A 12,508-nucleotide genomic window follows, 5' to 3' on the forward strand; every position below is an offset into this window, starting at 1 on the left:
GAAACGAAACTGTCGAACCTGGTGCTACTCTGCCGCTTTCACCACCGATACATCCACAAAGGCAAATGGACTGTGTACATCGGAGACGACGGCCACCCGTGGTTCACACCCCCACACTGGATCGACCCCGTGAACCGTCCCGGGTTTGATGCACACTGCGGTTACTTGTGTGCGGCCGGTTGGTCGGCACCGAGTGCAGCGTAGTACGCGGCCTCGAACTCGAGCGGTGGGATCCGGCCCAGACGGTGCATGAGCCGGCTGCTGTTGTACCAGTGCACCCACGCCGAGGTGGCTTCCTCGACATCTGCGACCGTGCGGAACAGGCCCTTGCGGAACGGGGAGCCCGCCGCGATGCACTCGGCCTTGTAGAGACCTATCGTGGTCTCCGCCAACGCGTTATCGTACGCATCGCCCACCGACCCGATCGAGGGCTGCAACCCTTGCAGGAACAGGGTTTCCCCGAACCGAATCGCAGTGTATTGCGAGCCCGCATCCGAGTGATGAATAGTGTTGCCCTGCAGAGGGTTACCTTGCATCGAGCGTAGCGTGCAGGCCTGGTTGACGGCCCGCTGCACGAACGCGGTCTCCTTCGACGTCGCGACCTCCCAGCCGACGATCGTGCCGGCGAACGCATCGATCACGAACGCCGTGTACGCGAAGCACGGCACCATCTTCACGTAGGTGAAGTCGGCAACGTATAGCGTGTCGGGCTCCTCGACCAGGAAGTTGCGGTCGACCAGGTCCGGTGGCCGCGGTGCGGTCGGGTCGGGCACTGTGGTGCGGACCTTCTTTGCCCGGGTTGCGCCCTGCCAGCCGTTCGCGGCCATCAGTCGCTCGACGGTGCAGCGGGCCACCGCGATGCCCAGTCGTTGCAGGTGGGCCCACATCTTCAGGGATCCGTACAGGGACTCGGGTTTGCGGCGTCCGTGCTCGTCGCGTTCGTCGTAGTACGAGGCGAGCACGGCGGTGATGGTGGTGTCCCACAGTGCCCGCGCGGACAGCGGGCGGGTGCGCCAGGCGTAGAAGGTTCTCGGGGCGATCTTGCAGCCGTGCGCGGTGAGCACTCGGCAGATCGGTGCGACCCCGAATTCCTCGCGGTGTTCCGCGATGAACCGGCAGATCACTTCCGTTGCGGGTCGCACTCCCGCGCGAAGAAAGACGTTGCCGCCTTGAGGATTTCGACTGTCTTCTCCAGCTCCGCGTTCTTGCGGCGCAGCCTCCGCAGCTCGACTTCCGTCTCCGACAGTCCGGCGGGCTCAGTCCCGACGCCGGCGGGCGACTCGGCCCGCCGAACCCAGGTTCGCACCGTCTCGGGCTTGAGGGACATCCGCTCGGCGATCGTACGGATCGCCTCGTACTCGGACGCGTAGTCGTCGCGGTGGTCGACGACCAGACGGACAGCCTTCTCACGGACGTCGTCGGGGTACTTCTTCGGCATGAGGGTTACCTTCCCAAGAATGAAGGTGTGCATCAAACCCGGGACGGTTCACCGACCGGAAACCCATCCCGGCACACAATCGAAGACAGTTGCTGTTCAGCACCTGAAACACCCTGAAACACCCTGAAACACAATAGAACCACGGAGCCGCCGAGGCCACGACCGGATAGGTCGCGGCCCGGCGGCGCGCCCAGGCCATCGCCCAAGTTCCGCGCGGGGTGGGCGACCGCACGATCGGCCTCGCCACGGGCAGCAGCCGGCCGACGACCGCCGCGACGCGACTGCACGAGCACATCACCGAGCGCGCGGACAGGTTCCTCCGGTGAAGTCCACCTCGAACTCCTTGATCCCGTTCAGCCATCCGGAGCGGAGCCGCTGCGGGTCACCGAGCCGGGTGATGTCGGGCATGTGATCGGCGATCGCATTGAAGATCAGGTCGATCTCCAGACGGGCCAGATTCGCTCCGATGCAGAAGTGCGCCCCGGTGCCACCGAAACCCAGGTGCGGGTTCGGATCCCGGGTGATGTCGAAGGTCATCGGATTGTCGAACACGTCCTCGTCGAAGTTCGCCGACGCATAGAACATTGCGACGCGGTCCCCCTTCCTGATCCGCTGGCCACCGAGCGTGGTGTCCGCGAGTGCGGTCCGCTGGAACGCCGTGACGGGGGTGGCCCAGCGGACGATCTCGTCGGCGGCGGTACGCGGACGCTCCCGCTTGAACAGCTCCCACTGATCCGGGTTGTCCAGGAACGCGATCATCCCGTGCGTGATGGCGTTGCGCGTCGTCTCGTTGCCCGCGACCGCCAGCAGGATGACGAAGAACCCGAACTCGTCGGGCCCGAGCTCGTCACCGTCGATGTCCGCCTGCAGAAGCTGGGTGAGGATGTCGTCGGCCGGACACCCCTTGCGCTCCTCCGCCATCCGGTAGGCGTATCCGAGCAGCTCCATCGACGCCGCCTGCGGGTCGCCCTCGAACTCCGGGTCGTCGTATCCGGTCATCTGGTTCGACCAGTCGAAGACCTTGCCGCGATCCTGCTGGGGAATGCCGATGAGCTCCGCGATGGCCTGCAACGGTAGTTCGCTGGCGACGCGGGTCACGAAGTCCCCCGCCCCCGATGCGAGTGCATCGCGAACGATCCGCTCCGCCCGTTCGGACAGGGCGTCCTCGAGGCTGCCGACCGCACGCGGCGTGAAGCCCCGGGCAATGATCTTGCGGAGCTTGGTGTGCTCGGGGGCGTCCTTGAACAGCAGAATGTGCCGTTGCAGTTCGATGGCGTCCCTGGGGATGTCGTCGTTGAACCGCACGATCGCGGTGTTCTCCCAGGTGGAGTACACGTCGTCGCGGGAGACCTCCTTGACGTCGGCGTGCCGGGTGACGACCCAGTATCCGTCGTCGTGGAACCCGCCGACGTCCGGCGACTGCGGGCACCACCAGACCGGCGCGGTCCTGCGGAGCTCGGCGAACTCCGCGTGCGGGACGTGGGTGGCGTAGATGTCCGGGTCGGTGGGGTCGAATCCGGCGGGTAGCTGCGGGGTGGTCACGGCGCGCGATCTCCTTCTGGTCCAGGGACCATCAGCCTGGCAGCTGAGCCGCGCCACGCGCTTGGACTAACCGTCCACACGTCCGCCGGTGAATTGGTCGGTCGACACAGCGGGAGCGGGGGCACCGAACGCGTCGTAGCAGTCGAGGGCGAGCTCGAGATGCAGTGCGCGATGCGTGATCCGGCGGCCGAGCCGTTCCTCGATCTGCTGCACCCGGTAGCGCACGGTGTTCTTGTGCACGGTGAGGTGCCGCGCGGCCGCCTCGAGGTTCCCCTGGTGGGACAGGACTGCTCGCAGGGTCTCGCGCAGCCGCGCCGCCACCTCGTCCTCCCCGAGCAGGCCAGCCAGCTCACGGTCGACGAGCGCGCTCATGGCGTCCGGTCGGGCGGACAGCATCGAGATCAGCTCCACGTCCCGATAGTCGGTGACGGGCACGCGCCGTCGCGACCGGGCGGCGAGGCCCTGCGCGGCCTGCGCCTCGCGGTGGGTCCGCCGGAAGCCGTCAAGGCCCGACCCCGGACGTCCCATCGCGACCCGGACACCGGGGACGACCAGGGAGGAATCCAGCACCGGGTCGACGTCGCCGGTCACCATCCACGCCCACAGTCCCCGTGCACCGGAAGGGACACAGATGATCTCGGTCGCGGAGGCGGACCTGGCAAGCCGCGATGCGAGCGGCTCGAACATCCTCGAGTCAAGGGAGGCCGCGTGGTCGGTGGTCCACAGCACCAGCGCGGTGTGGACGCGATGCAGCGGGTAGCCCAACAATGCGGATGCATCGGCGGCGCTGTTCTGGGTTCCGTCCAGGATCTCCCGAATGGTGTTGACGCGCATGGAGAAGGCACCGCTGAGCAGCCTTTCCCGTTCCTGCGTGTAGGTGGCGGCGAGGTCCTCGAGCATCGCGTTCATGACCTCACTCGTCTGCTCCCACATCATGACCACCAGTTGCACCTTGAACTCCGCCGACACGTCGGCCCGGTGCACGAACTCCGTGACGAAGCGCCACACCGCGCGGTGGCCCGCGTGGTAGAGCTGCGACAGCACGCGCAGCTCCAGGCCGCGGCGGGCGATGGTCCGCGCCAGGGAATGAGCCTCCGGTGCCACCGGAACGGACCACCGGGGCGAGGCGTCCGACGTCCGTGCGGCGAGGATGAGGCGGAACTGGCTGCGAACTGCCCAGTGCAGGTCACGCTGGATCTCCGCGTCGGTGGACAGCTCCGGCACGTCGGCCCCCATCGACTGCGCGACCCCGTCAATGAACGAGTCCAGGTCGGTGCGGGAGAGGGTGTCGGCGACGTAACTCCGCATCCATTCCCCGGCCTGTGCCGTGCTTGGTGTCTCCATCTCCCGCCCCCGTATCAACGTCCCGGCCGACAGCCCCTCAGTCGGACCAGTCGCCTTCGCTCATTGTGCCCTCGACGGTCGAGGTGCCGATCCGGCTGGACGAGCCCGCGTCGAGATCCGTTAGCGTGTCACCATGATTACCGCGCCCGGTTCGCCCGAATCGTCCCGATGGTCGGCCTCATGAATCGGGGTGTGCGGATCTCCCTCGCCCTGGTCGCCGTGTTCGCGGTCGCGGTCGCGGCGGTCCTGTGGCTCGGTCGATCCGGCGGCGACTCCGCCCCGGCCGCCGCGGACGTCGCGGACGTCGGCGCCGCGGCGGTGGTCCGCCCGGACAGCCACCGGATCACGTCGGCCCCGGAGGGCAGTCCGGTGTTCGTCGAGTTCCTCGACTTCGAGTGCGAGGCATGCGGCGCGGTATACCCCGCGATCGAGGAGTTGCGCGCCGAGTACGGGGATCGGGTTACCTTCGTGGTCCGCCACTTCCCGATGCCCGGGCACGCCAACGCCGAACCCGCGTCCCGCGCCGTCGAGGCCGCAGCGCAGCAGGGCAGGTTCGAGCAGATGTATCAGCGAATGTTCGAGACGCAGATGACGTGGGGTGAGCAGCGGGTGCCGAAGGACGACGTCTTCCGCGGATTCGCCGCCGAACTCGGACTCGATCTGGCCGCGTTCGACGCCGCGTACGCCGACCCGGCGACCGCGGCGCGGGTGGCGGCGGACGTCACCGACGGCGAGGCGCTGGGGGTGCGGGGCACCCCGACGTTCTTCCTCGACGGACAGCGGCTCGAACCCGAGACCTATCAGGACCTGACCGATGCATTCGATCGCGCCCTCCGCTGACGTCGCCACCGTGAGGGACATCGAAGTCCCGTTCGGCCGAAGCCTGCCCTGGCTGCTGCTTCTCGGCGGCCTCACCGGGCTGCTCGCCTCGCTCGTCCTCACCGTCGAGAAGTTTGCTCTCGCAGCGGATTCGAACTACATCCCGTCCTGCAGCCTGAACCCGGTCCTCAACTGCGGGTCGGTGATGAGCACCGCACAGGCCTCGGCGTTCGGGTTCCCCAACTCGCTGCTCGGCATTGCCGGGTTCGCGGTGGCGACGACCACCGGTGCGGCGCTGCTCGCTGGCGCCCGGTTCTCCCGCTGGTACTGGCTGGGTCTCCAGGCCGGTGTCACCGCCGCCGTCGTGTTCGTGCACTGGCTGATCGCGCAGAGCCTGTTCGTCATCGGGGCGCTGTGCCCGTACTGCATGGTGGTGTGGGCCGCGACCATCCCGATCTTCTGGTACGTCACCCTCCGGAACCTGCACCACGGCGTCCTCGGCAGGCCGGTCCGCGCGGAGGTCGTGACCGCGGCAGGCAATCATCTGGTGCCGCTGACGGTGTGGTTCCTCGCCGTCACCGGGCTGGTCGTGCACCGCTTCTACCCGTACTGGTCCACCCTGCTGTGACCTCACGGTCGACCGGGTGCGCCGACCCCGCGGCGGGCCGTCCCGATCGTCGGGGCGGCCCGCCGCGGTGGGCGGTCAGGACGCGATCAGCTCGTCGATCTGGTTGATCGCCGAGGACGCCCCCTCGACGACCCCCATGTCGAGAACCTGCTGCAGCGCGTCGGCGGTCGGGTAGGTGCTGACGTAGGTGGCGCGGGTGCCGCCGTCGTGCTCGGTGAACGCGTAGACGCTCGTCGACACCGGCAGCGCGGTGTTGGGAGTGAAGTCCTCGTTCGCGAAGCCGTCCTCGAAGGAGAATCGGTTCGGCTCGTCGACGTCGATGACCTGCCAGTACCCGGCGAACTTCTCGCCCTCCGGGCCGGTCATGAAGTAGGTCACCCGGCCGCCAGGGGCGAGGTCGTGGTCCACGACCGTCGCCGGGAAGGTCGGCGGACCCCACACCTTCTCCAGCTGGCGCGGGTCCGCGTAGATCTGCCAGATCCGCGCCACCGGAGCGGGGAAGTCGGCGATGATGGTCAGCGTCCGGTTGTCGAGATCGTGCTGGACGTTGGTCACAGGCATGGCTCAGTCCTCCATGATCGAGTCGGTTGCAATGAGTTCGTCGATGCGGGCGATGCGGCCCCGCCACACCTGCTCCAGCTCGGTGAGCATGGATGCCACCGACCGCACCGCCGTCACGTCGCCGCTGGCCAACTGCTCGCGACCACTGCGTCGCTTGGTCAGCAGGCCGGCCCTTTCCAGCACCGCGACGTGCTTCTGTACTGCCGCGAAGCTCATTTCGTACTTCGCGGCGAGCCCGGAGACCGAGTGCTCACCCGCCAGCACGCGGCGCAGGATGTCGCGCCGGGTCCGGTCGGCGAGCGCGTGGAACAGGGCGTCGGCCCGGTCCTCGTCATCTCCGTTCACGAGAACAAACATACAACCAACTGGTTGTACATTTCAAGGGGGGCGACCCCCAGACAGCACGACACCGCGACCGGCAAGCCGATCGCGGTGTCGATCCGGGTGCTACGACGCCGCCGTCTCCGTCGCCCACCGGTAGTCCGCCTTGCCCGCGGGGGTGCGCTTCACCTCGTCGACCACCACGATCGACCGCGGAACCTTGTACCCGGCCAACGTCTTCCGGCAATGCTCCTGCACCACCTCGAGGGTCAGCTCGGGCGCGTCGGGATAGGTCGCGATCACGGCGGCAACCTGCTGCCCCATCCGCGGGTCGGGCACCGGCACGACGAGTGCATCGGAGATCGACGGGTGCGCGTGCAGCGCCGCCTCCACCTCCTCGGCGAAGACCTTCTCGCCGCCGGTGTTGATGCACTGCGAGCCGCGGCCGAGGAACACGATCGTGCCGTCCGCCTCCACCCGGCCCATGTCGCCGAGCACCGACAGTCGGGTGCCGTCGGACCGGGTCGGGAACGTCCGGGCCGTCTTCTCCTCATCCTTGTAGTAGCCGAGGGGAACGTTCCCGATCCGGGCGATGTAGCCGATCTCATCGGAGCCGGGCTCGATCTCGTTGAGCCGCTCGTCGACGAGCACCTTGCTCGGCGACGGCGGCATCCGCAGGGTGCCCGCCTCGTCGATCGTGAACGCCCCGTCATTGCCCGACTCGGAGGCGCCGAAGTTGTCGCGCAGCAGCAGATCCGGCTTCACCGCGAGCATCCGGTCGCGGACGGCGGTGGACCAGATCGCACCCCCCGAGGTGATCGAGAACAGCGAGCTGTAGTCGACCTCCCCCTGCCTGCGCTCCAACTCGTCGACGAGCGGCAGCCCCATGCCGTCGCCGACGATCAGGATCACCTGCACCCGGTCCTTCTCGATGGACTCGACGACGGCCTTCGGCTCGAAGTCCCGCCGGAGCACCACCCTGGCACCGAGGGTGAAGAAGGTGAACAGCGAGTACAGGGCGGCACCGTGCATCAGCGGCGCCGCGATCAGGAACGCGAGCTCCGGGAACTCCTTTGCCGCCGCGGCGACCTCGGCGAGGTCCTGCCGCGGTTCGTCGCCGTACGGGTTGCCCCCGGAGAGCGGCTTGCGGAAGAAGTCGTCCTGCCGCCACATCACACCCTTCGGGTAGCCGGTGGTCCCGCCGGTGTAGAGCAGATACAGGTCGTCGCCGGAGCGGGTCGGGAAGTCCGCGGCGGGCGACTGCTCACGCGCGTCGGCGAACGCCACCACCGACACCCCCCGCTCCTGGGCGGCGTCACGCAGTTCGTCGACGGTCTCCCCGACGACGAACACGGTCCGGACCAGCGGGCACGACCCGAGCAGCGCGGCGAGGGTGCGCTGATGCTCCGGGAGTTCGACGATCACCGCTGCGGAATCGGAGTTGGTGAAGATGTACTCCAATTCGGCGGGCGTGTAGCGGTAGTTGACGTTGATCGGCACCGCCCGAATCTTGATCAGCCCGAGGATGCTGGTGACGTGCTCGACGCTGTTCTTCAGGAACAGTGCCACGTGCTCGCCCGCCGCGATGCCCGACTGCGCCAGATGATGGGCGGTCCGGTTGGCCTCGGCGTCGAGCTGCCCGTAGGTGAGCTCCACGTCTTCGTAGGTCAACGCGACCCGATCCGGAACCGCGGAGGCAACCGTCTCGACCACGTCCGCGAGGTTGAACTTCATGATTCGTCCCTTTCCCAACAGCAAATACGTCGAGCCCGATGACCGGAACCTAACGTCCCCGCGCGACTCCCGAAGCAAAACGAACCATTTGATGTCCGGATCCGGCGCGGCCGTGCCGCACAATGGTCGTCCGTGAGCACAGTGGACGAGGTGGCCCCCGATGTCTTCCGCGTAGCCGGAACCGCCGTCAACGCGGTGATCCTGCGGGACGGCGCCGCGCTGACCCTGATCGACGGCGGCTACCCGCGGGACGTCGACACCATCGAACGCGCCGTCCGCTCCCTCGGCCGCCGCCCCGAGGACATCGAGGCGATGCTGCTCACCCACGCGCACATCGATCACATGGGTGCGCTCGCCGCGTTCCACGACCGCTTCGGCATCCCGGTGTACACGGATCCGACCGAGGTGGCGCACGCGCGCCGCGACTACCTGGAGCAGGCCACCGCAACGGACTTCATCCCGATGCTGCACCGGCCGGGGGTGTTGCCGTGGCTGCTGCGCATCGCCAGGGCTGGCGCGACGCGGAAGGTGGTCCTCGGCGGCGCCCGCCCGTTCCGGACCGACGGCGCCCGCCCCTTCCGGACCGACGGGCAGCTCGACCTGCCCGGCGCCCCGGTCCCGGTCGCGACGCACGGCCACACATCCGGGCACACCGCGTTTCATCTGCCGCAGCACCGCGTCGTCATCACCGGCGACGCCCTGGTCACGGCGCACCCGCTGTCCACCGCCGTGGGGCCGCAACTGCTTCCGCCGGTCTTCGACCACGGCGGGCCGGACACCCTCGCCGCGCTCGACCACCTCGCCGCGCTCAACGCCGACGTCATCCTCCCCGGGCACGGCCCGGCACTGTCCCTGCCGATCGCCGACGCCGTCGCCGAAGTTCGCGAGCAGGAACGCCGCTGACCCACTCCCCGGCCGTCCCGCCGGGTGGGATCGCCGGTGCCGCTCCGCGGCGGGCGCGGGCAGGGTGGCAGCGGTGAATGCAACCGAATCCGTGGTCGAAATCCAGTCCCTGCTCGCCCGGGTGGCGCACCTCGCCGACGACGGGACGGTCGAGGACTATCTGACACACTTCACCGCCGACGCGGTGTGGGAATCCGCGCCGAACCCGACCACCGGGATGCCCGCACAGAGCAGGACCGGCCGCGCGGAGATCGAGGAGGGGGTGCGGACCAGGCGCGCCTCCGGCATCCAGGGGCCGGGGTCCGCGACCCGGCACGTACTGACGACGATCGCGGTCGACCCCGGCGGGGACGACCCGGACGTTGCGACCTCGACGGCGTACTGGACGTTCTTCGTCGACACCACCACCGCCGCACGACTGTCCAGCGTCGGTCGATACGACGACACCCTCCGCCGGGTGGACGGCCGGTGGCGGCTCGCGCACCGCCGGATCACCATCGGGTAGCCCGCCGAAACCGCCGCAGCGACCCCCTCCCCGATGGAGGATGAAGTCGTTTCGCTTCATCCGAACTGAGGAGAACAATGGGCAAGCTCACCGGCCAGGTCGCGTTCATCACGGGCGCGGCCCGCGGCCAGGGACGCGCGCACGCGGTGGCGATGGCGGCGGAGGGCGCCGACATCATTGCCGTCGACCGCTGCGCACCCGTCACCACCGCGGGATACGGCATGGCCACCGAGGTGGACCTCGCCGAGACCGTCGCGCTGGTGGAGGCGACGGGCCGCGGCATCGTCGCGTCGGTCGCCGACACCCGGGACCTCGACGCGCTGCAGAAGGCCGTCGACGCGGGAGTCGAACGATTCGGCCGACTGGACATCGTCGTCGCCAACGCGGGCATCGCCGCGTCACCGAAGCTCTCGTGGGACCTCACCCCGGACGAGTTCCGCGAGATGATGGACATCAACGTCACCGGCGTCTGGCAGACCACCAAGGTCGCTGTCCCGCACCTCCTTGCTGGCAATCGGGGCGGTTCGATCGTGTTGATCAGCTCGATGGCCGGGCTCCGCGGTGTGCCGGGCATCGTGCACTACTCGGCGGCGAAGCATGCCGTCCGGGGACTGGCGAAGTCGCTGGCAAACGAGTTGGCGTGGGCGAACATTCGGGTCAACTCGGTGCATCCGGGCAATGTCCGGACCACAATGATTGACAACGAGCCGATGGTGCGCGGATTCCGCCCCGACCTTGAGAACCCGGTCCTCGAGGACACCGCGGGGGTGATGCAGAAGCTGAACCTGCTGCCGCAGCCGTGGCTGGAGGTCGAGGCGGTCGCCGACGCGGTCCTGTACCTGGTCGGCGACACCGGCCGCGGCATCACCGGCATCGCGCTGCCCGTCGACCTCGGCACGTCGGAGAAGTTCGGCGGCGGATAGGCGTCACATCCGATCCGGTCGGTTCTCGGTCGGCAGGGGAAGCGACATGATCGGCACTAGACCGACATTCGCGGGATCGTCGAGCGGGTCGGGTCGGCGCCAGTGCACGCTACCGCGGTCGGGTGCGGTGACGTCGACGGAACGTTCCGTGCCGTCCGGCGCCCGCGCGACGAGCGCACGGCCCGCGATCCAGCGGGTGCCGTCGTCGCCGCGGGCCTCGTTCCGTCGACCGGAGATCGCCGTCACCCGGGTCACGGTCTCCGGGACGTCGACCGGCCGGAGCCGCCGATCCCGGCCAAGAACCCGCACCGGGTGCGGGTCGGCGTCGATGCGAACCGTGCCGTGCCGACGGTCCCCGCACAGCATCGGCGTGGTCCGGCCGAGGAGGTAGAGGGAGCCGTCGTCCAGCACGCTCCGGCCGCCGACGGTGCTCACCCGCTCGACCGTCACCGCGGCGGTCCCGGTCCGGTCACAGCGGAACACGTCGTCGGCGGAGACGATCCAGCATCCGTCCGGGTCGGCGTGCACGGCCCGCGCCCAGCCCCACCGCTCCGACACCTCGATCGGCACCGGCAGCAAGTACTCGACGACTCGGTGCGGGTCGGCCGCCGTATCGACATGCAGCAGAATCGGATTGGATCTGTCCATCACCCACACGTCGATGCCCGAGACGGACACCGATCCCGGCACGAACGGCGTCCCGAGCGGCGGAACGTCGTCGAGGTCCAGGTCGACCAGCACCCCGGTCGGGACGAATCCGTCCGCGTCCGACTCCAGGGTCGACCAGAATTGGTGCGGGGTCGACTCGACCTCGGTCAACCGCTCGGAGCCGCCGACGGCGCGGACCCCGGTGTCGGTGCGTTCGAATCGCTTCCGCACCACCTGGATTCGGCGCACTGTGCCGCGGGTCGGCGGCGGATCGTCCTGCCCCTCGGGGAGGTCGAGGACGAACGCGGCGTCCAGGTCCACCCGGCGCGGCATCGGCCGTTCCGACCACCACCGCGCGGCCCAGCCGTCGCCCGACACCTCCAGCAGCCACCGCAGGCCGTCCCCGCCGTCCACCGGGCTGCGGCCGTACGCCGGGCGCACCGTTGCGCGGACGGGCCTCGTCCACGGCGGCGGGTCCGCGTCGGCGGCGAGGGCGAGGGACACCTCGATCACGTCACCGACCGCGGGCGGTGCCAGCGACCGATCGTCGAGAAGCCAGCCGGGAACGAAAACGGGCAATGCGTGACGTGCCATGTCGGCGACCATCATTCGACCCCGCGCACTAGGAGAACCAACGGACGACGCCGTTGGGTGCGGGGCTACCTTGTGTCACACCCTAGCCCATCGAGGGTGCCTCAGTGCGCCATGCGGGCCGCGGGGCGCCCGTCGCGGTAGCGTTCCGATTCCGACAGGCCACCCCAGATCCCGTACTGCTCACCGATGTTCAGCGCATGCTGCCGGCATTCCAGCAGGACCGGGCATTCCGCGCACAGCGCCTTGGCGGTGCGGATCCGCCAGGCGCGGGTGGGGCCCCGCTCGCCCTCGGGGTGGAAGAAGGTGGCGCTGTCCATGCCGCGGCAGCGCGCCCGCAACTGCCAATCCCAGGCGTCGAGGGTCGCGGTGGGCAGGGTGCTCGTCGTCCCGAGTCGAGCCATTGCCATGGCCGCGCGTCCTTCCGTCGGGTCGTGGGGTGGGGTCGGCGGGGATGTCAGCCCAGGGCGCGCAGCCGCGGCGCCAGATCCCGCTCAAACAACTCCAAGAACCGCCGCTGATCATGCCCGGGCGCATGAAACACCAGATGG

General features: G+C 68.9%; 13 protein-coding genes and 1 other annotated feature. Of the genes, 5 read left to right on the top strand and 8 right to left on the bottom strand.

Annotation, left to right across the window (positions count from 1 at the left end; genetic code table 11):
* Window positions 1-161: 161 nt before the first annotated feature.
* The 3 genes from ACFWPA_RS19080 to ACFWPA_RS19090 all read right to left on the bottom strand — a co-directional run bounded on the left by ACFWPA_RS19080 (window position 162) and on the right by ACFWPA_RS19090 (window position 4,324).
* Window positions 162-1,438 (bottom strand): IS3 family transposase gene (locus ACFWPA_RS19080; RefSeq protein WP_378571507.1). Its coding sequence is split into 2 segments (ribosomal slippage): window positions 162-1,159 and window positions 1,159-1,438, totalling 1,278 coding nucleotides; the frame shifts between segments, so codons are not numbered across the junction.
* Window positions 1,032-1,163: a sequence feature (AL1L pseudoknot), on the bottom strand. Its footprint overlaps the gene before it by 132 nt.
* A gap of 294 nt (window positions 1,439-1,732) precedes the next feature.
* Window positions 1,733-2,980, bottom strand: coding sequence for a cytochrome P450 (locus tag ACFWPA_RS19085; RefSeq protein WP_378571509.1), 1,248 nt, complete (start codon window positions 2,978-2,980; stop codon window positions 1,733-1,735).
* A gap of 66 nt (window positions 2,981-3,046) precedes the next feature.
* Window positions 3,047-4,324, bottom strand: a complete 1,278-nt coding sequence (locus ACFWPA_RS19090; protein WP_378571511.1) for a PucR family transcriptional regulator — start codon at window positions 4,322-4,324, stop codon at window positions 3,047-3,049.
* A gap of 180 nt (window positions 4,325-4,504) precedes the next feature.
* Between ACFWPA_RS19090 and ACFWPA_RS19095 the strand changes: the two genes are divergently transcribed.
* Both ACFWPA_RS19095 and ACFWPA_RS19100 read left to right on the top strand, forming a co-directional pair.
* Complete coding sequence (locus ACFWPA_RS19095) at window positions 4,505-5,164, top strand: DsbA family protein (protein WP_378509326.1); 660 nt, start codon at window positions 4,505-4,507, stop codon at window positions 5,162-5,164.
* Window positions 5,139-5,771 carry a vitamin K epoxide reductase family protein gene (locus ACFWPA_RS19100; RefSeq protein ID WP_378509325.1) on the top strand — a complete coding sequence of 211 codons (633 nt, stop codon included), beginning with the start codon at window positions 5,139-5,141 and terminating at the stop codon, window positions 5,769-5,771. Before ACFWPA_RS19095 ends, ACFWPA_RS19100 begins: the two co-directional genes overlap by 26 nt.
* A gap of 75 nt (window positions 5,772-5,846) precedes the next feature.
* Here the strand turns inward: ACFWPA_RS19100 and ACFWPA_RS19105 are convergent, their stop codons facing one another.
* From ACFWPA_RS19105 to ACFWPA_RS19115, 3 genes are all read right to left on the bottom strand, one after another.
* Entirely contained in the window at window positions 5,847-6,332 is a 486-nt protein-coding gene (locus ACFWPA_RS19105) for an SRPBCC domain-containing protein (RefSeq protein WP_378509324.1), read from the bottom strand.
* A gap of 3 nt (window positions 6,333-6,335) precedes the next feature.
* Window positions 6,336-6,689, bottom strand: a complete 354-nt coding sequence (locus ACFWPA_RS19110) for an ArsR/SmtB family transcription factor (RefSeq protein WP_378509323.1) — start codon at window positions 6,687-6,689, stop codon at window positions 6,336-6,338.
* A gap of 90 nt (window positions 6,690-6,779) precedes the next feature.
* On the bottom strand, window positions 6,780-8,387 hold the full coding sequence (locus ACFWPA_RS19115; protein WP_378571513.1) for an acyl-CoA synthetase: 1,608 nt from the start codon (window positions 8,385-8,387) through the stop codon (window positions 6,780-6,782).
* Between the two features lie 132 nt (window positions 8,388-8,519).
* Between ACFWPA_RS19115 and ACFWPA_RS19120 the strand changes: the two genes are divergently transcribed.
* The 3 genes from ACFWPA_RS19120 to ACFWPA_RS19130 all read left to right on the top strand — a co-directional run bounded on the left by ACFWPA_RS19120 (window position 8,520) and on the right by ACFWPA_RS19130 (window position 10,718).
* Window positions 8,520-9,290, top strand: a complete 771-nt coding sequence (locus ACFWPA_RS19120; protein WP_378571515.1) for an MBL fold metallo-hydrolase — start codon at window positions 8,520-8,522, stop codon at window positions 9,288-9,290.
* Between the two features lie 73 nt (window positions 9,291-9,363).
* Window positions 9,364-9,795 carry a nuclear transport factor 2 family protein gene (locus ACFWPA_RS19125; protein ID WP_378571517.1) on the top strand — a complete coding sequence of 144 codons (432 nt, stop codon included), beginning with the start codon at window positions 9,364-9,366 and terminating at the stop codon, window positions 9,793-9,795.
* Between the two features lie 77 nt (window positions 9,796-9,872).
* A complete protein-coding gene (locus ACFWPA_RS19130; RefSeq protein WP_378571519.1) occupies window positions 9,873-10,718 on the top strand; it encodes a mycofactocin-coupled SDR family oxidoreductase in 846 nt (281 codons plus the stop codon).
* 3 nt (window positions 10,719-10,721) lie between these two features.
* On the opposite strand, the gene ACFWPA_RS19135 is transcribed toward ACFWPA_RS19130, so the two are convergent.
* Both ACFWPA_RS19135 and ACFWPA_RS19140 read right to left on the bottom strand, forming a co-directional pair.
* Window positions 10,722-11,960 carry a DUF6578 domain-containing protein gene (locus ACFWPA_RS19135; RefSeq protein ID WP_378571521.1) on the bottom strand — a complete coding sequence of 413 codons (1,239 nt, stop codon included), beginning with the start codon at window positions 11,958-11,960 and terminating at the stop codon, window positions 10,722-10,724.
* Between the two features lie 101 nt (window positions 11,961-12,061).
* Window positions 12,062-12,367 (bottom strand): WhiB family transcriptional regulator, encoded by a 306-nt coding sequence (locus ACFWPA_RS19140; RefSeq protein WP_378509317.1) that lies wholly within the window; start codon window positions 12,365-12,367, stop codon window positions 12,062-12,064.
* Window positions 12,368-12,508 lie beyond the last annotated feature (141 nt).

This window comes from Rhodococcus sp. NPDC058505 (assembly GCF_042720095.1).
Classification (GTDB): Bacteria; Actinomycetota; Actinomycetes; order Mycobacteriales; family Mycobacteriaceae; genus Rhodococcus_G.